The sequence below is a fragment of the Leisingera sp. ABD4_442 genome (assembly GCF_056160905.1).
The window spans coordinates 53,466-74,547 of record NZ_JBSWYB010000019.1; the positions used below are offsets into that span (position 1 = coordinate 53,466).

The following is a 21,082-nucleotide window of genomic DNA, read 5'->3' on the forward strand; positions in this document are numbered from 1 at the left end:
TCAAAGCATTCCCTTGGCATAGACCGCGCGCACAGATGCGCGCTGTTCCATTGCCGTCATGAAGTTCTGGATTTTGGGGAAGTCCGCGACGGTCACGCCGTCGCCTTCCAGCCAGGTGCAGATGGTGTAGAGGTAGCAATCGGCGAGGCTGACCTTATCCCCCAGCACAAACGGCCCGCGCAGGCCTGCCTGGCTGATGTATTCGCAGGATGCCGCCATGGTCTGGGGCACCATTTTCTGCATGTCCTTCCAGCTGGAGCGTTCCTTGGCCCAGCGGTGGCCGCGCTTCCTGTGGGCGTGGTTCACATGCATGGTCGAGGCCAGGTAGAACATCACTTCGCGCATCCGCGCCATCAGCACCGGGTCTTGCGGCCGGAGGCCAGCTTCGGGCGCCATGTCGGCGATGTACTCCAGCAGCGCGCCGGTCTCGGTCAGGATGCCGCCCTCGACCGCCAGTGCCGGCACCCGGCCCTTGGGGTTGATCTGGGCATAGGCCGCACCGGTCTGCTCCTTTGCGGCAAAGTCGATTTTCACCGCCTCATATTCGACCCCGGCTTCTTCGAGTGCGATAGCCACAGCCACCGAAATGGTATTGGGGGCATAATAGAGCTGCATGTCGTCCCTCCCGTTTGTGTCTCAGAGATGTGTCTGGGCAAAATGCCGGTCCGGCGCTTCCAGATGCGGCACCGCATTGAACAAAACCGGGCTCCAGTGGCCGCCGATGGGGAACAGCCGGTGCATCGAGGTGTTCATTACCGCCAGCGCAATCCGCGCCATGCCCGCGGTGTCCAGCCCCATAGCCTGCCGCAATGCCATGGAGATCAGCCCGCCGGAGGTCACCACGAGGGCCGGACCGTCGCCTGATGCGATCTCCTCCAAAGCTTGCCGGGTACGGGTCTCAAACTGTTCCCAGCTTTCGTAAGGCGCGGCAATGTCGCCGGCGGACCAAGCGGCAAAGACCTTAGGCAGATGGTCGACAAAGCCCTCGCGCTCTTCCGGGATCGGTAGCCCGTGCTGATCGCGCATAGCCTCGGCGAGGGTGAAATACTCCATCTCGTTCAGGCGTTCATCCTGAACAGGGTCCGCAAAGCCCATCGAGGCGGCGGTTTCGAGATGCCGGGTCAGCGTGCCGCAATAGATACGCGGATGATGGCTTCCGCTGGCGCGCAGATGCTCACCCAGCCAGGCCGCCTGCTGGTGGCCCAGATCGCTAAGCCGGTCATAGCTGGCCTCGTCCCGGGCGCCGGTGTTGGCCTGGCCGTGGCGGATCAGCGTGATATGGGACATGGGGCAGCGGCTCCGTTGTTACCGGGGGAGTCTTAGGGGAGCTTGCAGGCAGAGAAAAGGGCAGCTTGAAGCCGCGCCTGCTAAATTCATTGCCGGCCGGAAAGACATGGCGCAATGTGCGCATGCCAGATTGGAGACCTGCCATGCCGCTCGACTCTCAGCGATTTCTCGAAGACCTGCAAAAGCTGCGCAGCTTTGGTGCCTCTGGTGTGGGCAAGGGAGTGGTGCGGCAGGCCTATTCTGATGCAGACATCGCTGCGCGCAGGTGGCTGGCGGAGCGGATGAAAGAGGCCGGATTAGAGCCGCATTTTGATCCGCTCGGCAATCTGTTCGGACTGGCGGGCAGGCAAGGCCTGCTGGTGGGATCGCACAGCGACAGCCAGCCCGAAGGCGGCTGGCTGGACGGGGCGCTGGGCGTGGTGGCCGGTTTGGAGATTGCGAGGGCGGCCAAGGAGGCTGGAGGTCCGCCCATTTCCTGCGTCAGCTTCCAGGATGAGGAGGGGCGGTTCGGGGTGCTGACCGGCTCGGACGTCTGGAGCGGCAAGCTGAAACTGGCGGAGGCGGACGGGTTTGCCGACAATCAGGGTAATACGCTTGCGGACATGCGGGAGCGGATAGCGAGCCAGGCCGGGGATTTCCTGCCGCATGACAGGTTCAGCGGTTTCCTTGAAATGCACATCGAGCAGGGGCCTTACCTGGAAGAAACCGGTCAGAGAATCGGGGTGGTGACGGACATCGTTGGCATCAGGGACATGCGGATCACTTTTGAAGGCAGGCAGAACCACGCAGGCACCACGCCGATGCATCTGCGCCAGGATGCGTTTCAGGCGCTGTCTTCCTTCAATGCGGCTCTAAACAGCCGGTTTGCACATGTAGTGACGCCCGCCACGGTCTGGACCATCGGTCATGTGGGGCTGCATCCCAATGCGTCCTCCGTGGTGCCGGGGCGGGTGGAATTTTCCATGCAGTGGCGGGATGCGGATACGGACCGGCTGGCGCGGATGGAGACCATCATCAATGAAACCGCGCAGGAGATTGCGGCCGGTCACAATGTAGAGGCAGCGCTCGGCCCGGTGATGGGCATCGAACCGGCGGCGATGGATGCGCGGCTTCAGGCTGAACTGGGCAAGGCAGCGGAGGCGCTGGCCCCGGGAAGATGGCAGAAAATGCCCTCCGGCGCGCTGCATGATGCGGCCAATCTGGCAACGGTTATGCCTGCGGGGATGCTGTTTGTCCCCTCTAAAGGCGGCATCAGCCATGCCTTTGACGAGGACACGGATGAGGCAGATCTGGTGCTGGGCCTGCAGGTGCTGGACCGGGCGGCCCGGGCGATGGCCGGGTGAACTCCCGCCTGTTCCCGGACCTCCTGCCGGAGGACCGTCACCGTTGGGCCGGGCGCCGCTTGCGCGGCGCGGGTCAGGCCCGGCCGTAGCCGCGCTTGATCATCCGGTTGCGGTGTTTGTCGGCGGCCGGCGAGGCCTCGCGCAGGTTGGCATAGATATTGATCACGCTTTGCCCGTTGCCGCCGGCCACGCCCCATTCCCGCAGCACGGAGACTTCGGAAAACAGGTTCATCGCCAGCTCAATGCGGTAGAACCGCGACGGGCGCGAGGGGGCTTGGCGGTAGAGCAGACAGGTGGCCATGCAGCGATTCTATGCCATGTGATTCGCCCGGGCAAGAATCTCTATGCGGCCTCCAGCAGCGTGAAGCCCAGCAGAACGGAAGACAGCGCTGCCACTGCAAAGGCCAGCGTGCGCAGGACCGGGATGCCAATTGCGTAAATGACATAGTGCGCAGCCATGCCAAGGAAGAAGGTGAGGCCCAGGATGCCGGGCTGTTCCTCTGCCGGCAGCACCAGCATCGCCAGGATGGACAGCGGTGCAAAGGCGGCAAACAGTTCTACGCCCACGATATGCGCCCTGTGGGCCCGCTGTGCCCACAGGGATTGCGGCAGGTCGCTGAGGCCGGGGTTGGCCATGGCGCCCATCAGCCCCCGGACCATGATCCGGTCCAGAATGTAGGGCAGCCAGGCCAGCGCCACCCACAGCCCGGAAAGGGCAGTAAAATACTGCAGCTGGGTCATCTTTTGCTCCTTCTGTCTGACCAGATTGAGCGTAGCCCGGGCGGAGCGGTTTTCTACCAGGACGGATTCAGATCCAGTCCACATCTCCTAGAAAGATGTAGCCTGCGCCGTAAATTGTCTTGATCAACCGCGGGTTTTTGGGATCTTCGCGCAGCTTGGTGCGCAGGCGGGAGATCCGCACATCCATTGCCCGGTCGAAGCTTTCACCGGCTGCGCCGCCAAGCGCCTCCTGCATCTGAGCGCGGGAAATCAGCCGCTTGGGGCTGTCCAGGAACAGCCGCAGCACTTCGCCCTCAGCGTGGGAGAAGGGGGTTTCAAGCCCCTGATCGTCCTCCAGAACATAGCGGTCGAAATGGGCGGTCCAGCCGGAAAACTCTGCGGTTTCGCTGGCCTGGGCTGCAGTGCGCGGCCCGCTGCGCAGGCGGGCGCGGACGCGGGCAACGACCTCGGCCGGATCAAAGGGCTTGGTGATATAGTCATCGGCGCCAAGTTCCAGCCCGGTGACCCGGTCCTGCACCTGGGCGCGGCCGGAGATGATGATGACCGCAGCCCCCTGTTCCAGCGCCAGCCGGTGCACCAGGGCCAGCCCGTCGGTGTCGGGCAGCGACAAGTCGACCAGGCAGACGTCTGGGGTGACCCGGTTCAGCGCCGCCTCGAACTCGCGGGCGCGGGCAAAGCTTTGGGTGCGGAAGCCTGCGTCCTCCAGCGTCTCGGTCAGGATCTGCCGGATTTCCGGCTCGTCATCCAGGATGGTAACCAAGGGGGATGTCATGCTGCGGGCTCCGGTTTGATCAGCTCGGACAACTGGTGCGTGGTGAAAGGTTTGCGCAGAACCGGGCCGCATTTCAATGCCTTGCGGAACAGCGGATCGCTGACGGGCAGCGAGGTCATCAGGATGCAGGGCAATCCTGACCCGTCCAGCCGGGCCGTCAGGTCAATGCCGGTGGCACTGCCCTCAAGCTTGATGTCCGAGAGTACCAGAGCAATATCCGGAAGATCGGCCGCAAGGGCGCAGGCCTCATCCACGCTGGCGGCCTCAATCACTGAAAACCCCAGGTCGATCAGCACGTCGCGGAAGGTGGCCCTCAATTCCTCGCTGTCCTCGACCAGCAGCGCCATTCCTCCCTGCGCATCCGGCGCCAGGCGGTAGGGGAGGCGCAGCGTCACGGCAGCGCCGGCCTGCGTGTTGCTGATCCGCATATCACCGCCCGCCAGTTTGGCCATGTCATAAACCATTGGCAGGCCAAGTCCGGAGCCTTCGCTGCCCTTGGTGGTAAAAAACGGGTTGAGCGCCTTGTCCAATGCCTCCGGCGAGAAGCCGGGGCCGGTGTCAGAGACGGAAATTTCCACCCAGGTTTGACCCACGGCATGGGCGCTCACCGTGATCTGCCCAGAGGTGCCGCAGGCATCGCGGGCGTTCAGGATCAGGTTCAGGAGCGCATCTTGCAGTTTGCCCGAATCCAGCAGCAGCACCCGATCGGGCATGTTGTCGAGGATGCTGAGGCCGATGCCCTGCGGCAGCGACGGGGAGGCGAGGATCTTCAATTCGCCCAGCAAGCCATGCATGTCGGTCGCCTGGGGGCGCAGCGTGCGCTGGCCGGTCATCTCTGCAATCCGGTTCAGCAGCCGCCCCCCGCGCCGGGCGGCTGAGAGCGTGCCCTGAACCATTTCGCGGGCTTCACCGCCCAGATCCATTTTCTCCAGCTTGGCCTGCATGCCCAGGATGATGGTCAGCAAATTGGAGAAATCATGTGCCAGGCCAGAGGTCATCTGCGCTGCCATCTCGCGGCGCCGCGCCTGCTGAAGGGCGACGCGGGCCTGGGTTTCCTCGGTCACATCCATCGACAGGATATAGACGCCGCCATGCTGATCCGGCGTGAAGGCGACCCTGATCCGGCGGCTGCCATGGCTCTCGGTGAACTCAAACACCGGGCTTCCGCCCTTGTACGCGGCCAGCAGGTGCGGCTCGATCCGCTCAAATGCGGCCTCCCCAAGCGCATCGGAGATATGCATGCCCAGGATGTCCGACGGCCGGCTGGGAAACACAGAGCTGAGACGGCGGTTGGTATAGGTATAAAAGCCGTCCGCATCCACATGGGCGATATGGGCCGGCATCATCTCTGTTGTCAGGCGCGTGCGGCCCTCGATTTCGGTCAGCTGCCGCTTCGCCTCCTCCAGCGCCGTGTTGGTGGCCGCAAGCTGACGGTTGGCGGCGGACAGCTCCTCTGTATGCGCGATCAGTTTTTCCGACAGCTCTTCTGACCGGGCCCGCAACAGCTGCTCCGCCCGTTTGGCGCGGGTGATGTCGGTATAGACCGTAACCCAGCCGCCCTGCGGCAACGGCGAGCCTTCGATCGAAATCGTCTGCCCATTGGGTCGTTCGCGCTCCAGATAATGGGGCACAAAGTCCAACGCTTGTTCGACCCGGGTCTGAACGATGGCGCTGATATCCGTCTCCGGTGCATATTCGCCGTTTTCTGCGAGAAAGCGGATGGTGTCGGCAAAGGAGGCACCGGGCTGCACCAGATGGTCCGGCAGATCGAACATTTCCTGGAAACGGCGGTTGCACACCGCGAGGCGCAGGTCATTGTCGTAAATCGACAGCGCCTGGGCGATCAGGTTCAGCCCGGCGGTGGTCATGGCGGCGTGCTGTTTGCTTGTCCGGTTCATGGCTCTCCCCGGATCATGGCTAGCACCGTGGCAGGTTCAGGGCAAATTGCCATTCGGCCGCGGGCCGTCTTGTTGTCGCGGCGTCAAACCCAGGGTCTTCTTCTGGTTGTTGCAAGTTTCCGAAGGCCGTTCTTCAGCGGTAGGCAGGCTGAACAAGAGTTTCAGAAAACCGCCAGTAGAGTTTGATTCGAAACACCGCCCGTTCGTTCGTATCCCGCGCGAATGCGGGCGGACTGTTAACTTACGCTGCAAGGTTTCGCTCAGGCTGCCTTCCGAAGGTTGGCGTAACAGCCCTTAAAATAAGGCGAAAGGGGCTGTTACAATTCGTAAGATTTGGGAAAACATCAGGAAAAAGTTGACGCGCTACCCTACGCCTGCCCCTATTCGGGCCAGAGCCGCGGGCAGCGGCCAGTCCGGCAGGAACGCCGGAAAGGGAGGAGAGAAAGTTGGCTCAGATGCAGACGGGCGCCCAGGGTATGCAATCCCTGCCGGCGCTGCTTCAACGCAATGCGGCGCAATTCGCAGACGCGCCGGCCTACCGGGAAAAGGAATTCGGCATTTGGCAATGCTGGACCTGGGCCGGGGCGGCAAAGGAAATTGAGGCGCTGGCGCTTGGCCTCATCAACCTTGGCGTGAAAGAGGGCGATTTCGTCGCCATCATCGGCCGCAACCGCCCCTATCTCTATTGGTCGATGGTTGCCGCGCAGGCGGTGGGCGCGGTGCCGGTGCCGCTGTATCAGGATGCAGTGGCCGAGGAGATGGCCTATGTGCTGGGTCATTGCGGCGCGCGTTTCGTGATCGTGGGCGATCAGGAGCAGGCCGACAAGGTGATCGAGATCCAGGATCAGCTGCACCAGTTCGAGCATATGATCTATCTCGATCCGCGCGGCATGCGGAAATACGACCACACCCAGCTGCACCAATTCAGCCATATCCAGGATCAGGGCCGGGCGGCCCATGATGAGCTGATCGGCGAGCTGAACAAGCGCCAGGCCAAGCTGGACTACGACAGCACCTGCGTGATGCTTTATACATCCGGCACCACCGGCAAGCCCAAGGGCGTGGTGCTGTCGAACCGCAACGTGATCCAAAGCGCCAAGAACTCTTCCGAGTTCGACCACCTGGGACAAGGTGAGAACATTCTGTCCTACCTGCCGATGGCCTGGGTGGGCGATTTCATTTTCTCGATCGGCCAGGCCTACTGGTGCGGCTTCTGTGTGAACTGCCCGGAAAGCCAGGACACCATGATGACCGACCTGCGCGAGATCGGCCCGACCTATTTCTTCGCGCCGCCGCGGGTGTTTGAGGGCCAGCTGACCAACGTGATGATCCGGATGGAGGACGCGGGCGCTCTGAAGCGTAAGATGTTCCACCACTTCCTGGCGCACGCAAAGAAGGTCGGCGGCGACATTCTGGACGGCCGCCCCGTGGGTCTGATGGACCGCCTGAAATATGCGCTGGGCAATGTGCTGGTCTACGGCCCGCTCAAGGATACGCTAGGTTATGGCCGTATCCGTGTGGGCTACACCGCGGGTGAGGCGATCGGGCCGGAGATCTTTGATTTCTATCGCAGCTTGGGCATCAACCTGAAACAGCTGTACGGCCAGACCGAGGCCACCGTGTTCATCACCGTGCAGCCGGATGGCGAAGTGCGGGCCGATACCGTTGGCGTGCCGGCGCCGGAGGTCGAGATCAAGATCGACGACAGCGGCGAGATCCACTACCGCTCGCCCGGCACCTTTGTGGAATATTTCAACAACCCCGACTCCACCGCCTCAACCAAGGATGCGGAGGGCTGGGTGGCCACAGGCGACGCGGGTTTCTTTGAGGAAGGCTCCGGCCACCTGCGGATCATCGACCGTGCCAAGGACGTGGGCAAGATGGCCGACGGCAGCATGTTTGCGCCCAAGTATGTGGAAAACAAGTTGAAATTCTACCCGGACATCCTGGAGGCGGTGCTGTTCGGCAATGGCCGCGACCGCTGTGTTGCCTTCATCAACATCGACCTGACGGCGGTCGGCAACTGGGCGGAACGCAACAACATTGCCTATGCATCCTATCAGGAGCTGGCAGGCCATCCGCAAGTTCTGGAATCTATCCGCTCGCATGTCACTGAGGTGAACAAATCAGTGGCAGAGGACCCGATGCTGTCGGGCTGCCAGGTGCACCGCTTTGTGGTGCTGCACAAGGAACTGGATGCCGATGACGGTGAGATGACCCGCACCCGCAAGGTGCGCCGCCGCATCGTGGAGGAGAAGTTCGACGATATCATCACCGCGCTGTATGACGGGTCTGAACAGGTCTCGACAGTGACGGAAGTGACCTATGAGGACGGCCGCAAGGGCTCCATCAAGGCGACGCTGACCATTGTCGATGCGGACGTGAAACCGGGGGCGGTTCACAAGGTGGCCGCGGAATGATGCACGTTTCACCGGATAATTTCCCGCCCCGTGCCGGGCAGGCCGGAGCAGCCTCAGATCAGGTCGGGGTTGAGGCCGGGATTGAAGGCGGTGTTGACCACCTGCTGGATTTTGAAGGGAGAGCTGAACCCGTGAGTCTGCTCCATGATAGAGGCCAGGCTTTCGGATTGGCTGAGGCCCATCTGCTTGCATTCAAGTGCCATCTTCAGAAGGCAGGAATGCTCAAGTTCGCCGAACATAACGTCGATCTCCTTGCTGCTCGTTTTGAACAAGTATCGCATGGAAATCTTAAAATTTCTATGCGGCAGAAATATGGAGGCCGTTGTTATGCTTGACAATTCCTTAAGCTATGTGACTGACGACGGCCGCACCATCGGTGGCGTTGTGATGGAAATGAAGAACATCACCCTGCGCTTTGGCGGTGTGGTGGCGATCCAGGATATCTCCTTTGACATCCGCGAGGGCGAGATCCGCGCGATCATCGGTCCGAACGGCGCCGGCAAGTCGTCGATGCTGAATGTGATCTCAGGCTTCTATGTGCCGCAGGAAGGAGAAGTTCTATTCCACGGCAAGAAACGCCCGCCGATGCGCCCCTATGAGGTGGCGCGCCAGGGCATCGCCCGCACCTTCCAGAACATTGCGCTGTTCGAGGGCATGAGCGTTCTGGACAACGTCATGACGGGCCGCCTTAACTATATGAAAACAGGACTGTTTTCGCAGGCGTTGTGGAAGGGCAAGGCGGAGGCCGAAGAGACTGAAAACCGGGAAGTGGTGGAGAAGATCATCGACTTCCTGGAGATCCAGCACATCCGCAAGACACCCGTGGCGCGGCTGCCCTATGGCCTGAAGAAACGGGTCGAACTGGCGCGGGCGCTGGCGGCGGAGCCGAAGCTGCTGCTGCTGGATGAACCGATGGCCGGCATGAACGTCGAGGAGAAGGAGGACATGTCCCGCTTCATCCTGGATGTGAACGACGAGTTCGGCACCACCATCGCCCTGATCGAGCACGACATGGGTGTGGTGATGGATCTTTCCGACCGGGTCGTGGTGATGGATTACGGCAAGAAAATCGGCGACGGCACCCCGGATGAGGTGCGCAATAACCAGGATGTGATCGACGCATATCTGGGGGTCAGCCATGACTAAGTTGCACCGCAGCAACACCCGGCCCCGGCAGGGTGACATCCGTACACCCCCTGTGCACCCCCTGTGCACCGCCGCAGCGCAGAATTCCGAGGAGAGCCTCTAATGCCCGAACAACTCGTCTTTGCGATGGAAGTGACGCTGAACGGCCTGATGGCGGGCGTTCTTTACGCGCTGGTCGCGCTGGGGTTTGTCCTGATCTACAAGGCCTCCGGCATCTTTAACTATGCCCAGGGTGTTCTGGCGCTGTTTGCGGCGATGACGCTGGTGGGGATCATGCAGGGGCAGGTGCCGTTTTCGCATCTGATCAATGCGGTCTTTGGCGGCCATATCACCCATTTCGGATGGAATGTTCCGGGCGTCGTGGCAATCGCGCTGACGGTTGCCGTGATGGTGCTGCTGGCGTGGCTGGTGCAGGTGCTGGTGATGAAGCATCTGGTGGGACAGGAGCCGATCATTCTGTTCATGGCCACAATCGGTCTGGCCTACTTCCTGGAAGGTGTTGCCGACCTGATGTGGGGTTCTGAGATCAAGACGCTGGATGTGGGCCTGCCGCAGGGCATCAACCTGTGGATCGACGAGACCACCTTCAACATCTTCGGCTACGGCTTCTTTATCGACAATCTGGATATCGTGGCGACGGTGATTGCGGCGCTCTTGGTGGCGGGGCTGGTGGCCTTCAGCCAGTACACCAAGCAGGGCCGGGCGATGCGCGCGGTGGCGGATGACCACCAGGCGGCGCTGTCGGTCGGCATCTCGCTGAACTTCATCTGGGTTCTGGTGTGGTCCGTTGCCGGTTTCGTGGCGCTGGTCGCGGGCATCGTCTGGGGCACCAAGTCCGGCGTGCAGTTCTCGCTGTCGCTGATCGCGCTGAAGGCGCTGCCGGTGCTGATGCTGGGCGGCTTCACCTCGATCCCTGGCGCGATTGTCGGCGGGCTGATCATCGGTGTGGGCGAAAAGCTGTTTGAATTCGCCATCGGCCCGCTGGTGGGCGGCGCAACCGAAAACTGGTTTGCCTATGTGCTGGCGCTGCTGTTCCTGGTGTTCCGTCCGCAGGGCCTGTTCGGGGAGAAGATCATTGAACGGGTCTGAGGCTCATATGATCTGCTCCGGGGTTGCTCAGCCCTCCAGCCGGCGGAAGGCTGCGATGATGATGGCCGCGAAGATGCAGGTGACCAATGTGAAGGCAATGGTCAAATCCCCGATCAGCTGCCCGGCCAGAACTGTCAGCAGGCCCGCGGCCAATACGCCGATCAGCATCAGCCCCCAGGGGCCCGGGGCAGCGCTGGAGGCCCGCCGGGAGTGCGGTGCGGCCTGGAACGGCGGCAGCACCTTTGCCTCCTCGACGGACTCCAGCAAACGGCCCTTGGCCTCTGCAAATTCGGCGGCAGAAATGTCCCCCTTCTTCCGCGCGGCCTCCAGCCGCCGGATTTCCTCGAAAATCGCGGTCATTGTTCCCACTCACTTTACCCGGGACCAGGGTGGCAGAAAGAAGTGGGCAAAATGTGGCCAAGACCGGAAATCTGACAAAGTGGTTAACGCCGGGGGCGCGGCATGACCAAGCTGATTGCCATCATCAACGTGATTGCCTGGGCCGGTTTCTGGGCCTTTGGCTACCTGGCGCTGACGGCGGAAAGCTATAGCGAAACCCAGGTGGTGACGGCGGCGCTGCTGGCGTCAGCCGGGCTGATTACCGGCATCATCGCCTATCTGCGGCTGGTGCGCGGCAGCGAGCGCAGCGGCTATGCCAAACCGTCAAACCGGATGACGCGCGAACAGCGCGACGCGGCGCAGGCCCAGTGGGGGCAGATCGAATGAGCGCAGCCGCAACCAATAACAGTATCCGCGCAGGCAAGACTGCCAACGCGCAACAGAGAGGGAGCATCTGAGACATGTTCTACCGTGAAGCCGGGGATTTCAAAGTCTCCTATGCCGATGACAGCCAGACGTTTCCGATCAAGTTCGACCGCTACCGGTACTATGCGGTGCTGGCGGTGGCCTTCGGCCTTATCCCCTTCCTGATCAATGACTACTGGGCCAATGCGATCCTGCTGCCGTTCCTGATCTATTCGATTGCGGCGATCGGGCTGAACATCCTGGTTGGCTATTGCGGGCAGGTCAGCCTTGGCACCGGCGGGTTCATGGCTGTGGGGGCCTATGCCTGCTACAAGCTGATGACCGCCTTCCCGGAGGTCAGCATGTTCATTCACGTGCTGCTGGCAGGCGGCATCACCGCGCTTGTCTGCGTGCTGTTCGGCCTGCCGTCCCTGCGGATCAAGGGGTTCTACCTGGCGGTGGCAACACTGGCGGCGCAGTTCTTTCTGGTGTGGCTGTTCAACCGGGTGCCGTGGTTCTACAACTACTCGGCCTCGGGCCAGATCAACGCGCCGGAGCGTGACACCTTTGGCATCATCATCACCGGCCCCAACGCGCCGGCCTGGGCCACCTATCTGTTCTGCCTGATCTTCCTGACCGTTTGCGCGCTGGTAGCCCGCAACCTGACCCGCGGCACCGTGGGGCGGACCTGGATGGCGATCCGCGACATGGATATCGCCGCCGAGATCATCGGGGTGAACCCGCTGAAAGCGAAACTGACGGCCTTTGCGGTCTCCGGCTTCTTCATCGGCATCTCCGGCGCGCTGTTCTTTGCGGTCTACCTGGGCGCGGTCGAGGTTGGCGAGGCGTTCGGCATCCAGAAATCGTTCCTGGTGCTGTTCATGGTGATCCTGGGCGGGCTGGGCTCGATCTTCGGCTCCTTCGCGGGCGCGGCCTTCCTGGTGCTGCTGCCGGTGGTGCTGAAGGTGGTAGGCGTCGACCTGCTGGGCTGGCCCACCGATATCGTGGCGCATTTCCAGCTGGTGATTGTGGGCGCGCTGATCATCGTCTTCCTAATCGCGGAACCGCACGGCATGGCGCAGCTGTGGCGCGTCGCCAAGGAGAAACTGAGACTGTGGCCCTTCCCGCACTGACGCGGGCGGCCTTAAGAGCTGGCGGGGAGAACAAGAAGACCACCCCCGTTTTTGGAAACCATCGGATAAGACCAAAGGGAGGATTTAAGCCGATGAAAAAGACACTGACCACACTGGCGCTGGGCGCCGCGATGGCAGCCGGTCCGGCAATGGCGGACCTGGTGTTCCCGGACCTCAGCTACCGGACCGGGCCTTATGCGGCGGGCGGCATCCCGTTTTCGGACGGCTACAACGACTATTTCACCCTGCTGAATGAGCGCGACGGCGGCATCGGCGGCGTCAAGGCCAAGGTGATCGAATGCGAGACCGGCTATAACACCGAAAAGGGTGTGGAATGCTACGAGTCCACCAAGGGCCAGGGCGCGCTGATCTATCAGCCGCTGTCCACCGGCATCACCTATCAGCTGATCCCCAAAGTGACCGCGGACAACATCCCGCTGCACACCATGGGCTATGGCCGCACCTCGGCTGCCAACGGCGAAGTGTTCAGCCATGTGTTCAACTACCCGGCCAACTACTGGAACGGTGCCTCGGGTGTGGTGAACTACCTGCTGGAGGAAAACGGCGGCGATCTGAACGGCAAGAAAATCGCGCTGGTCTATCACAACTCGGCTTACGGCAAGGAGCCGATCCGCACCCTGGAAGAACTGTCCAAGAAGCACGGTTTTGAGCTGGTGGCGCTGCCGGTGGACCATCCGGGCCAGGAGCAGAAGAGCCAATGGCTGCAGATCCGCCGCGAGCGGCCCGACAATGTCGTGATGTGGGGCTGGGGCGTGATGAACCAGGTGGCGATCCAGGAAGCCGCCAACATCCGCTTCCCGATGGAGAACTTCATCGGCGTGTGGTGGTCCGGTGCCGAGCATGACGTGATGCCGGCAGGCGCCAAGGCCGATGGCTATAAGGCGGTGACCTTCCACAACGTGGGCCGCGACTTCCCGGTGTTTGACGACATCCAGAAATACGTCGTTGATGCAGGCAAGGCGGCAGGCGCCGGCGATCAGGTGGGCAACGTGCTGTATAACCGCGGCATGTACGCGGCGATGCTGGCAGCAGAGGCCGCAAAGACCGCGCAGGAGATCCACGGCACTGCGGACATCACCGCGGCAATGATGCGCGACGGCATGGAAGCGCTGGTGATCGACGAAGCCAAGATGGCGGCGCTGGGGATGCCGAACTTCGGCCCGACCTTCAACGTCTCCTGCGAAAACCACGGCGGCCCCGGCTTGGTGGGCGTGACCCAGTGGGATGCCGAGAGCAAGACCTGGTCGCTGATTTCGGACTTCAAACCGTCCGATACCGAGGTGATCGGCAAGCTGATCGAAGAGGACTCAGCCGCCTACGCGTCTGAAAACAACATCGAACCCGGCTGTAAATAAGGGTTCGCTCCGGCTCTGCTTTGGCGGGGCCGGAAACAAACGGTGCGGCGGGGAGCCGCCGCGCCACGCAAACAGGGTCCCGGACCAGAACCGGGACAGGTATGAGGACACGCTTTGATGCTGGATGCAGCGAACACCGCCGCCGACACTGCCGATGTGCAGGCCGAGACCCTGCTGGAGGTCAACAATATCGAGGTGATCTACAATCACGTGATCCTCGTTCTGAAGGGCGTGAGCCTGAATGTGCCCAAGGGCGGCATCACCGCGCTTTTGGGCGGCAACGGGGCCGGCAAGACCACCACGCTGAAGGCAATCTCGAACCTGCTGCATTCGGAACGCGGCGAGGTGACCAAAGGGTCGATCAAATACCGCGGCGCGCATGTGCATGAGCAGGACCCGGCGGAGCTGGTGAAGAAGGGCGTCATTCAGGTGATGGAGGGCCGCCACTGCTTTGAGCATTTGACGGTAGAGGAAAACCTGCTGACCGGCGCCTATACCCGCCGCGACAGCGGTGCCGATATCCAGAAAGACCTGGAGATGGTCTATCACTACTTCCCGCGCCTGAAGGAGCGCCGCAAATCGCAGGCCGGCTATACCTCGGGCGGGGAGCAGCAGATGGTGGCGATGGGCCGCGCGCTGATGTCCCGGCCGGAGACGATCCTGCTGGATGAGCCCTCGATGGGTCTGGCGCCGCAGCTGGTGGAGCAGATTTTCGAGATCGTGAAGTCGATCAACGAACAGGAGGGCGTGACCTTCCTGCTGGCGGAACAGAATACCAATGTCGCCCTGCGCTATGCCCATTACGGATACATCCTGGAATCGGGCCGGGTGGTGATGGACGGGCCTGCAGCTGAGCTGCGGGAGAACCCGGATGTGAAGGAATTCTACCTCGGCATGTCGGATGAAGGGCGCAAGAGTTTCCGCGACGTGCGGTCCTACCGCCGCCGCAAGAGGTGGCTGAGCTGATGCGGGGAGATGATGCGATGAGCTTTTTTGATACGCTTGAAACCCGCAGCAATGACGAACGCGCCGCCGGTCTGGCCCAGGCACTGCCGGAGCAGATCGCCCGCGCGAAATCCGCGCCAGGCTATGCCAGCCTGCTGGACGGGGTGGATCCGGCTGCCGTGACCTCAGCCGAAGCGCTGGCGGCGCTGCCGGTGCTGCGCAAATCCGAACTGAGCCGCGCCCAGGCCGCGAACCCGCCTTTTGGCGGCTTCACGGTGAAGCCCGCAACCGGCTTTGCCCATATCTTTCAGAGCCCGGGCCCGATTTACGAGCCGGGCGGGGTGGATGGCGACTGGTGGCGCATGGGACGCTTTTTGCATGCGGCAGGCATCGGCCAGGGCGATGTGGTGCAGAACTGTTTTGGTTATCACCTGACCCCTGCCGGCATGATCTTTGAAAACGGTGCGCGGGCGGTTGGCGCCGCGGTGCTGCCGGCCGGAACCGGCCAGACCGAGCTGCAGGTAACGGCGGCGCATGATGTGGGGGCCACAGCCTATGCCGGGACGCCGGATTACCTGAAGGTGATCCTGGACAAGGCCGATGCGATGGGCGTGGAGCTGATGTTCTCCAAGGCGGCGGTGGGCGGCGGTGCGCTGTTCCCGAGCTTGCGCCAGGAGTACCTCGACCGCGGGATTTCCTGCCTGCAGTGTTATGCCACTGCGGATCTGGGCAATATCGCCTATGAAAGCCCGGCGATGGAGGGGATGATTGTCGACGAGCATGTGATCGTCGAGATTGTTACTCCCGGCACCGGTAATCCGGTGGCACCGGGCGAGGTGGGCGAGGTCGTGGTGACAACGCTCAATCCCGATTACCCGCTGATCCGCTTTGCCACTGGCGATCTGTCGGCGGTGCTGCCGGGGGAGTCGCCCTGCGGCCGCACCAACATGCGGATCAAGGGCTGGATGGGCCGCGCCGATCAGACAACCAAGATCAAGGGCATGTTTGTGCGCCCGGAGCAGGTGGCGGCGCTGGTCGAGAAGCATGACGAGATCGTCAAGGCGCGGGTTATCGCCCGCCGTGACGGTGAGATGGACGCGATGACAGTGCAGATCGAGGCCCAGGGCGGCGACGAGGCGGCCTTTGCCCGCTCGGTGGCCGAAGTGCTGAAGCTCAAGGGCACGGTCGAGGTCGTGGCGCCGGACATGCTGCCCAAGGACGGGCTGGTGATCGAGGATCAGCGCACCTACGACTGAGCCCGCGGTTTTGCGGAGCGGAACGGGCGCCGGACGCAGGCGCCCGTTTGCCGTTCTGATCAGCCCCAGTCTCAGCCCTGGCCTCAGCCGCGCTTTCCGGCTGGAATTTCTGACTGGAATAGTCGAAATAGGGCAGTGTGAAACTTCTGCCGGATCCGCGACCGCCGCATATGTCTGCTGCCAATGACCTCATAGAATACGCCCCGCACGGGCGCCGCCGCGGCGGCAGGACCGGGGGCGGTGTCTTTGCCGTGCTGGCTTGGGCGGTGGCGCTGTCCTGCCTGCTGCCGATGCTGGCGGTGGCGCTGGCGGCCGCATTCGGCGGCACAGAGACCATCCGCCACCTGGCTGAGACTGTTCTGCCCGGGTATTCGCTGACGACGCTGGCGCTGGTGGCGATGGTGGCGCTGGGCACCTTTGCGGTCGGCACGGGGGCGGCCTGGCTGGTCACTATGGCGCGGTTCCCCGGTGTGCGGCTGCTGGAGGTGGCGCTGGTGCTGCCGCTGGCCTTTCCGGCCTATGTTCTGGCCTATGCCTATACCCATATTCTGGACCATCCCGGCATCGTGCAGTCCACTCTGCGCGAGGTGACGGGCTGGGGGCCGCGGGACTACTGGTTCCCGGAGATCCGGTCCACCGGCGGGGCGGCGGCGATGCTGGTGCTGGTGCTGTACCCCTATGTCTACCTGCTGGCGCGGGCCGCCTTCATGCAGCAGAGCGCAGGCGCCTTTCTGGCGGCGCGGGCGCTGGGCAAGAACTCCTGGCAGGCGTTCTGGCTGGTCAGCCTGCCGATGGCCCGGCCGGCCATTGCCTCTGGCGTCTTGCTGGCGGTGATGGAGACCATCGCGGATTTCGGCACGGTCAGCTATTTCGGGGTGCAGACCTTTGCCACCGGCATCTATACTAGCTGGTTCTCGCTGGGCGACCGCGGCGGCGCGGCGCAGCTGGCGCTGTGCCTTTTGGGGTTCGCGCTGACGCTGGCGGTGGTGGAGCGGGCAACGCGGGGGCGGGCGAAGTACCACCACGCGGGCAAGCATCACAACCAGATGCCGCCGGCCGAGCTGGGCGGGATCAAGGCTGCGCTGGCTGTGTTCTTCTGCGCGGTCCCGGTGGTGCTGGGCTTCCTGCTGCCGGTGGCGGTGCTGTCTGCGATGAGCTTTGACTCCGAGCAGAACCTGTTCAGCCGCCGCTATATCGGTTTCACCACCAACTCGATCACTTTGGCATCGGCAGCGGCGATACTGACGGTGGCGGCAGCAGTGTGCCTGGGGTTCTACCAGCGGCTGCGCCCTGGCCGGGTGTCCGCTGCCGCCGCCTATTTCGCGCGGCTGGGCTATGCGGTGCCGGGCGGGGTGATTGCGGTGGGGCTGATCGTGCCGTTTGCCGCCTTTGACAATGCGCTGGATGCCTGGATGCGGGAGGCCTTCGGGATCCGTACCGGGCTGCTGGTGACAGGCTCGATCTGGCTGCTGGTGGCTGCCTATGGCGTGCGGTTCATGGCAGCGGCCTTGGGCGCCTATGAGGGCGGCCAGGCGACGATGCATTCGAACATGGATGCGGCGGCCCGGTCGCTGGGGCAGGGGCCGATGGGGATGCTGCGCCGCGTGCATCTGCCGATCCTGACGCCGAGCCTGCTGACGGCGCTGCTGATCGTTTTTGTCGATGTGATGAAGGAGCTGCCTGCGACGCTGATCATGCGGCCCTTCAATTTCGATACGCTGGCGGTGCAGGCGCACCGGCTGGCAGCGGATGAGCGGCTGGAAGGCGCGGCAGTCCCCTCGCTGGTGATCATGGCGGTGGGGCTGCTGCCGGTGATCCTGATCTGCCGCCAGGTCGGACGGCGGCGGTAAGGCAGCGGCGGCAGGCGCAAGAATTTTGGAAAATACTTGCCAGGAAAATTCAAACTTCCTGGCGCGTTTCGGGCGGATGGGGCGGCTTAGGCCGCCCACCAGGCCTCAATCTCGTCGCGGGAAATCCGGTCCGCCGGGCCAAGGCCGACCAGCAGGGTTTCCTCTGCCTCGCAGCGTTTGGCCTCCACATGGCGGCCGACCACATGCAGCTCATAGGCGCCGCCGGTGGTCAGGACAAACCCCTTCATCCGGTAAAGGCCCGCCGGCCGCCCAGCCAGTTTGTCGCCAAGGTCGCGCCGGTCCAGCACGTCCTGGCTGCGGTGCTGCCAGGTGGCATAGGCGGGATGGGCCGCCACGGAACGGCCCTTAGGCAGCGGCACGATGTCGAACAGCAGCTCTGCCACAGGCGAGCCATTCAGGACGGTGGGTGTGCGGGCGCCGGCGGCGGCCAGAAGTCCCGAGAGCTCAGAGGTCAGCTCAGTGCATTTGGTGGCAATCACCAGGTCGGCGGCGCGGATCTGCTGTTCCGCCTGCGGCGCCACCAGCTGATCCTGCAGCAGGGATGCGGCGTTTTCCGCGTCCACCAAAGTGACAATGCCGCCGTAGCTGAGACCGCTTTCATTCAGCACCGCGTTGGCAATCGAGACGGGATCGGAAATGCCGCTGGCTTCGACCACCAGGTGATCCGGGCGCTCCGGCCGCTTCAGCACCTCTTGCAGGGCAAGGGTCAGATCACCCTCCATCGAGCAGCAGACGCAGCCGTTGGTCAGCGCAATTGTGCCGCCGCCGGCCTCCTGGATCAGGGCATCGTCGATGTTGACCGCACCGAAATCATTCACAATCACGGTCAGCTTCTGCCCGTGGTCCTCAGCCAGAAGCCGGTTGATCAGAGTGGTTTTACCCGCCCCCAGATACCCGCTGACGATTGTAACCGGCAACCGGTTCATAAGCTCTGTCCTCCCAGAGCGCGGCGTGCTCCCGACTGCATGATTCCCCCCGAAATTCAAGATGCGGAAACCTATAGGCCTGCGGTCCGCAGCGGTCTAGGGTCCTGACGCCGGCAAAAGCTCTCAAACCGCCGGCTTAGGGCGGTTGAGACGCGCCTTGTGGCTTTTGAGGAACGTCAGAACGCAAAAGACGCAAAAAAGGCGCGGCCGGGCCGCGCCTTCGGCAGAGACTGCAAGGCTGGTTTACTTCCAGCCCACGTCGTTGAAGATCTTCTGGGCTTCGGGAAGGTTGCCGGCGACCTCGGACAGGTTCACATCGTCCGGCTTGAAATGGCCAAGCGCAGCGATGGACGGGGCCAGGCCGACGCCCGGGACGGCCGGGTATTCGTCATTGCCCGCAGAGAAATAGGCCTGGGCGGAATCGCTGGCGAGATATTCCAGGAACTTGATGGCGTTTTCCTTGTTCGGGGCATGCACCGCAACGCCGCCGCCCGACAGGTTCATATGCGCGCCTTCGGTGTTCTGCGAGGGGAACAGCCAGCCGATCTGGTCGCGGTTTTCCGAGATCCCCTTGACGTTCTTGCGGATCGAACGGGCGAAGTAATAGCTGTTGGCCACGGCGATATCGCATTCGCCAGAGATGATTCCGCGCATCTGGTCGGTGTCGCCGCCCTGCGGATCCCGCGCCATATTGGCAACCACGCCGCCTGCCCATTCGCGGGCTTTTTCCGCACCGTGGTGGGTGACAATCGAGGCCAGCAGTGTCTGGTTGTAGGTGTTCTTGGAGGAGCGGATGCAAATTTTGCCCTTGTAGGCGGGATCAGCCAGGTCGAGGTATGTCAGCGGCGGATTGGCCACCTCATCCTTGTCATAAAAGATGATCCGCGACCGCTGGCTGAAGCCGAACCACTGGTTGTCCGCGTCCTGCAGGTAGGCGGGAACGCGGGCCTCCAGCACATCGCTGTCGATGCTTTGCAGCACGCCGGCCTCCTTGGCGCGGGTCAGCCGCGAGGTGTCGACGGTGATCAGGATGTCGGCAGGGGAGTTCTCGCCCTCGGCGCTCATCCGGGCGATCAGCTCGTCCGCGTTGCCTTCGATCCGGTTGATGGTGATGCCGGTGGCCTCTTCGAAGTCCGAATAAAGCTGCTCGTCAGTGTCATAGTGGCGCGACGAATAGATGTTCAGCTCGCCCTCGGCAGCGGCAGAGGTGGCAACGGCGGCGGTCAGGGCGCCGGCCAGGATGGTGGAGGCTTTCAGCATTGGATGTCCCGTTCTTGGTTAGATCAGTTTTCCGACTGAAAGAGTCGATTAAAGCAATTGGCAAAAGATGCAATCAATTTCCGACTGAAATACTCGGAAAGTTTGCCGCAGCAGCACTTCACTATCGGTTTTGGTCCGGAAAGGCGGTTTCCGCTCTTTTTCGGCGCAGGCTGGAGGGAGGCTTTGCGCTGGCATTTCTAAGCAGGCTGGACCCCAATGGTGGGCGTGCACATGCCGGCATTTGAAACGTTAATTGCCTTTCTTGCCGCCTTGGCCCTGCTTGAGCCGTCGCCGTGGCCGGACATGACGCTGGTAATGGGGCGCGGGGCCGGCCGGGGGCGGCGGGTGGCGCTGCTCACTGTGGCGGGGATGATTCTGGCCGCCGGTGTGGCGCAGGCCGGGCTGCCGGTGCTGGAGCTTGTTCCGCTGCGGGCGGCCTATCCGCAGGCATTGGGCGCGGTCAGCGGGATTGGCGCGGCCTGTCTGATGCGGCGCGGCCTGTCTGATGCGGCGCGGTCTGAAGATGCGGCGCGCCAGCCTGTGTACCGCAGCGCAACTGCCCGCGGTCCCTGCCTGGCAAGCGATTCAGCAAGGTGCAGTCAGCAGCCTCAGCAATCCCAAGCCGCTGCTGTTCATGTTTGCCTTCCTGCCGCAGTTTGCGGATCCCGGCGCAGGCCCGGTGTGGCGGCCTGGCAGGAGCGGTTCACAGGGGGGGGATGACAGGTTTTTTTGGGGGGGTGATTCTGACCGGGCTGGGCAGCACCGCAGAAGCCCGGGCGCTGCGCTGAACGGAGGCCGGGGGAGGCTCCCGCCCGTCGCAGGTTTCCTGGCGGAACCCGCTCCCGTTGGGCGTGGCACCGCGCCTTGCGCGGTGC

At 62.9% G+C, this 21,082-nt stretch carries 20 protein-coding genes; 10 read left to right on the forward strand and 10 right to left on the reverse strand.

Annotation, left to right across the window (positions count from 1 at the left end):
• Together ACXAHG_RS14690 and ACXAHG_RS14695 are read right to left on the reverse strand one after the other, a co-directional pair.
• Positions 1-615 carry a glutathione S-transferase family protein gene (locus ACXAHG_RS14690; RefSeq protein WP_475058439.1) on the reverse strand — a complete coding sequence of 205 codons (615 nt, stop codon included), beginning with the start codon at positions 613-615 and terminating at the stop codon, positions 1-3.
• Between the two features lie 21 nt (positions 616-636).
• Entirely contained in the window at positions 637-1,287 is a 651-nt protein-coding gene (locus ACXAHG_RS14695; RefSeq protein ID WP_475058442.1) for a histidine phosphatase family protein, read from the reverse strand.
• Between the two features lie 143 nt (positions 1,288-1,430).
• Between ACXAHG_RS14695 and ACXAHG_RS14700 the strand changes: the two genes are divergently transcribed.
• Positions 1,431-2,630 carry a hydantoinase/carbamoylase family amidase gene (locus ACXAHG_RS14700; protein ID WP_475058445.1) on the forward strand — a complete coding sequence of 400 codons (1,200 nt, stop codon included), beginning with the start codon at positions 1,431-1,433 and terminating at the stop codon, positions 2,628-2,630.
• A 73-nt stretch (positions 2,631-2,703) separates the two neighbouring features.
• Here ACXAHG_RS14700 and ACXAHG_RS14705 read toward each other — a convergent pair whose 3' ends face one another.
• From ACXAHG_RS14705 to ACXAHG_RS14720, 4 genes are all read right to left on the reverse strand, one after another.
• Positions 2,704-2,931 (reverse strand): WGR domain-containing protein, encoded by a 228-nt coding sequence (locus tag ACXAHG_RS14705; protein ID WP_475058448.1) that lies wholly within the window; start codon positions 2,929-2,931, stop codon positions 2,704-2,706.
• A gap of 41 nt (positions 2,932-2,972) precedes the next feature.
• Entirely contained in the window at positions 2,973-3,371 is a 399-nt protein-coding gene (locus ACXAHG_RS14710; RefSeq protein ID WP_475058451.1) for an MAPEG family protein, read from the reverse strand.
• Between the two features lie 67 nt (positions 3,372-3,438).
• A complete protein-coding gene (locus ACXAHG_RS14715; RefSeq protein ID WP_475040320.1) occupies positions 3,439-4,143 on the reverse strand; it encodes a response regulator transcription factor in 705 nt (234 codons plus the stop codon).
• Positions 4,140-6,041 carry a hybrid sensor histidine kinase/response regulator gene (locus tag ACXAHG_RS14720; RefSeq protein ID WP_475058454.1) on the reverse strand — a complete coding sequence of 634 codons (1,902 nt, stop codon included), beginning with the start codon at positions 6,039-6,041 and terminating at the stop codon, positions 4,140-4,142. The genes ACXAHG_RS14715 and ACXAHG_RS14720 overlap by 4 nt, the downstream gene beginning before the upstream one ends.
• A gap of 455 nt (positions 6,042-6,496) precedes the next feature.
• On the opposite strand from ACXAHG_RS14720, the gene ACXAHG_RS14725 reads away from it, so the two are divergent.
• On the forward strand, positions 6,497-8,461 hold the full coding sequence (locus ACXAHG_RS14725) for an AMP-binding protein (RefSeq protein ID WP_475045199.1): 1,965 nt from the start codon (positions 6,497-6,499) through the stop codon (positions 8,459-8,461).
• Positions 8,462-8,514: 53 nt separating this feature from the next.
• On the opposite strand, the gene ACXAHG_RS14730 is transcribed toward ACXAHG_RS14725, so the two are convergent.
• Complete coding sequence (locus ACXAHG_RS14730; protein ID WP_475040323.1) at positions 8,515-8,700, reverse strand: hypothetical protein; 186 nt, start codon at positions 8,698-8,700, stop codon at positions 8,515-8,517.
• Positions 8,701-8,788: 88 nt separating this feature from the next.
• Between ACXAHG_RS14730 and ACXAHG_RS14735 the strand changes: the two genes are divergently transcribed.
• Both ACXAHG_RS14735 and ACXAHG_RS14740 read left to right on the forward strand, forming a co-directional pair.
• Positions 8,789-9,607, forward strand: coding sequence for an ABC transporter ATP-binding protein (locus tag ACXAHG_RS14735; RefSeq protein WP_475040325.1), 819 nt, complete (start codon positions 8,789-8,791; stop codon positions 9,605-9,607).
• Between the two features lie 102 nt (positions 9,608-9,709).
• Positions 9,710-10,696 carry a branched-chain amino acid ABC transporter permease gene (locus ACXAHG_RS14740; RefSeq protein ID WP_475040327.1) on the forward strand — a complete coding sequence of 329 codons (987 nt, stop codon included), beginning with the start codon at positions 9,710-9,712 and terminating at the stop codon, positions 10,694-10,696.
• A gap of 27 nt (positions 10,697-10,723) precedes the next feature.
• Here the strand turns inward: ACXAHG_RS14740 and ACXAHG_RS14745 are convergent, their stop codons facing one another.
• A complete protein-coding gene (locus tag ACXAHG_RS14745; protein ID WP_475040329.1) occupies positions 10,724-11,056 on the reverse strand; it encodes an SHOCT domain-containing protein in 333 nt (110 codons plus the stop codon).
• 102 nt (positions 11,057-11,158) lie between these two features.
• On the opposite strand from ACXAHG_RS14745, the gene ACXAHG_RS14750 reads away from it, so the two are divergent.
• The 6 genes from ACXAHG_RS14750 to ACXAHG_RS14775 all read left to right on the forward strand — a co-directional run bounded on the left by ACXAHG_RS14750 (position 11,159) and on the right by ACXAHG_RS14775 (position 18,000).
• Positions 11,159-11,422 (forward strand): hypothetical protein, encoded by a 264-nt coding sequence (locus ACXAHG_RS14750; RefSeq protein ID WP_475040331.1) that lies wholly within the window; start codon positions 11,159-11,161, stop codon positions 11,420-11,422.
• 74 nt (positions 11,423-11,496) lie between these two features.
• Positions 11,497-12,573 (forward strand): branched-chain amino acid ABC transporter permease, encoded by a 1,077-nt coding sequence (locus ACXAHG_RS14755; protein WP_475040333.1) that lies wholly within the window; start codon positions 11,497-11,499, stop codon positions 12,571-12,573.
• A gap of 92 nt (positions 12,574-12,665) precedes the next feature.
• Positions 12,666-13,949, forward strand: a complete 1,284-nt coding sequence (locus ACXAHG_RS14760) for an ABC transporter substrate-binding protein (protein WP_475040335.1) — start codon at positions 12,666-12,668, stop codon at positions 13,947-13,949.
• Positions 13,950-14,066: 117 nt separating this feature from the next.
• Positions 14,067-14,915 (forward strand): ABC transporter ATP-binding protein, encoded by an 849-nt coding sequence (locus ACXAHG_RS14765; RefSeq protein ID WP_475040337.1) that lies wholly within the window; start codon positions 14,067-14,069, stop codon positions 14,913-14,915.
• A 17-nt stretch (positions 14,916-14,932) separates the two neighbouring features.
• Complete coding sequence (locus tag ACXAHG_RS14770; protein ID WP_475058457.1) at positions 14,933-16,150, forward strand: phenylacetate--CoA ligase family protein; 1,218 nt, start codon at positions 14,933-14,935, stop codon at positions 16,148-16,150.
• Between the two features lie 170 nt (positions 16,151-16,320).
• Positions 16,321-18,000: an ABC transporter permease gene (locus ACXAHG_RS14775; protein ID WP_475058460.1), complete on the forward strand. Its 1,680-nt coding sequence runs from the start codon at positions 16,321-16,323 to the stop codon at positions 17,998-18,000.
• Between the two features lie 86 nt (positions 18,001-18,086).
• Here ACXAHG_RS14775 and ACXAHG_RS14780 read toward each other — a convergent pair whose 3' ends face one another.
• Both ACXAHG_RS14780 and ACXAHG_RS14785 read right to left on the reverse strand, forming a co-directional pair.
• Positions 18,087-18,947: a CobW family GTP-binding protein gene (locus ACXAHG_RS14780; protein WP_475058463.1), complete on the reverse strand. Its 861-nt coding sequence runs from the start codon at positions 18,945-18,947 to the stop codon at positions 18,087-18,089.
• A 243-nt stretch (positions 18,948-19,190) separates the two neighbouring features.
• Positions 19,191-20,207 carry a Fe(3+) ABC transporter substrate-binding protein gene (locus ACXAHG_RS14785; protein WP_475058466.1) on the reverse strand — a complete coding sequence of 339 codons (1,017 nt, stop codon included), beginning with the start codon at positions 20,205-20,207 and terminating at the stop codon, positions 19,191-19,193.
• Positions 20,208-21,082 lie beyond the last annotated feature (875 nt).

Excerpts from the sequence above, each read along its gene's own strand:
- ACXAHG_RS14690 (WP_475058439.1), bottom strand. The coding sequence starts at position 615 with ATGCAGCTCTATTATGCCCCCAATACCATTTCGGTGGCTGTGGCTATC.
- ACXAHG_RS14695 (WP_475058442.1), bottom strand. The coding sequence starts at position 1,287 with ATGTCCCATATCACGCTGATCCGCCACGGCCAGGCCAACACCGGCGCC.
- ACXAHG_RS14700 (WP_475058445.1), top strand. The coding sequence starts at position 1,431 with ATGCCGCTCGACTCTCAGCGATTTCTCGAAGACCTGCAAAAGCTGCGC.
- ACXAHG_RS14705 (WP_475058448.1), bottom strand. The coding sequence starts at position 2,931 with ATGGCCACCTGTCTGCTCTACCGCCAAGCCCCCTCGCGCCCGTCGCGG.
- ACXAHG_RS14710 (WP_475058451.1), bottom strand. The coding sequence starts at position 3,371 with ATGACCCAGCTGCAGTATTTTACTGCCCTTTCCGGGCTGTGGGTGGCG.
- ACXAHG_RS14715 (WP_475040320.1), bottom strand. The coding sequence starts at position 4,143 with ATGACATCCCCCTTGGTTACCATCCTGGATGACGAGCCGGAAATCCGG.
- ACXAHG_RS14720 (WP_475058454.1), bottom strand. The coding sequence starts at position 6,041 with ATGAACCGGACAAGCAAACAGCACGCCGCCATGACCACCGCCGGGCTG.
- ACXAHG_RS14725 (WP_475045199.1), top strand. The coding sequence starts at position 6,497 with ATGCAGACGGGCGCCCAGGGTATGCAATCCCTGCCGGCGCTGCTTCAA.
- ACXAHG_RS14730 (WP_475040323.1), bottom strand. The coding sequence starts at position 8,700 with ATGTTCGGCGAACTTGAGCATTCCTGCCTTCTGAAGATGGCACTTGAA.
- ACXAHG_RS14735 (WP_475040325.1), top strand. The coding sequence starts at position 8,789 with ATGCTTGACAATTCCTTAAGCTATGTGACTGACGACGGCCGCACCATC.
- ACXAHG_RS14740 (WP_475040327.1), top strand. The coding sequence starts at position 9,710 with ATGCCCGAACAACTCGTCTTTGCGATGGAAGTGACGCTGAACGGCCTG.
- ACXAHG_RS14745 (WP_475040329.1), bottom strand. The coding sequence starts at position 11,056 with ATGACCGCGATTTTCGAGGAAATCCGGCGGCTGGAGGCCGCGCGGAAG.
- ACXAHG_RS14750 (WP_475040331.1), top strand. The coding sequence starts at position 11,159 with ATGACCAAGCTGATTGCCATCATCAACGTGATTGCCTGGGCCGGTTTC.
- ACXAHG_RS14755 (WP_475040333.1), top strand. The coding sequence starts at position 11,497 with ATGTTCTACCGTGAAGCCGGGGATTTCAAAGTCTCCTATGCCGATGAC.
- ACXAHG_RS14760 (WP_475040335.1), top strand. The coding sequence starts at position 12,666 with ATGAAAAAGACACTGACCACACTGGCGCTGGGCGCCGCGATGGCAGCC.
- ACXAHG_RS14765 (WP_475040337.1), top strand. The coding sequence starts at position 14,067 with ATGCTGGATGCAGCGAACACCGCCGCCGACACTGCCGATGTGCAGGCC.
- ACXAHG_RS14770 (WP_475058457.1), top strand. The coding sequence starts at position 14,933 with ATGAGCTTTTTTGATACGCTTGAAACCCGCAGCAATGACGAACGCGCC.
- ACXAHG_RS14775 (WP_475058460.1), top strand. The coding sequence starts at position 16,321 with ATGTCTGCTGCCAATGACCTCATAGAATACGCCCCGCACGGGCGCCGC.
- ACXAHG_RS14780 (WP_475058463.1), bottom strand. The coding sequence starts at position 18,947 with ATGAACCGGTTGCCGGTTACAATCGTCAGCGGGTATCTGGGGGCGGGT.
- ACXAHG_RS14785 (WP_475058466.1), bottom strand. The coding sequence starts at position 20,207 with ATGCTGAAAGCCTCCACCATCCTGGCCGGCGCCCTGACCGCCGCCGTT.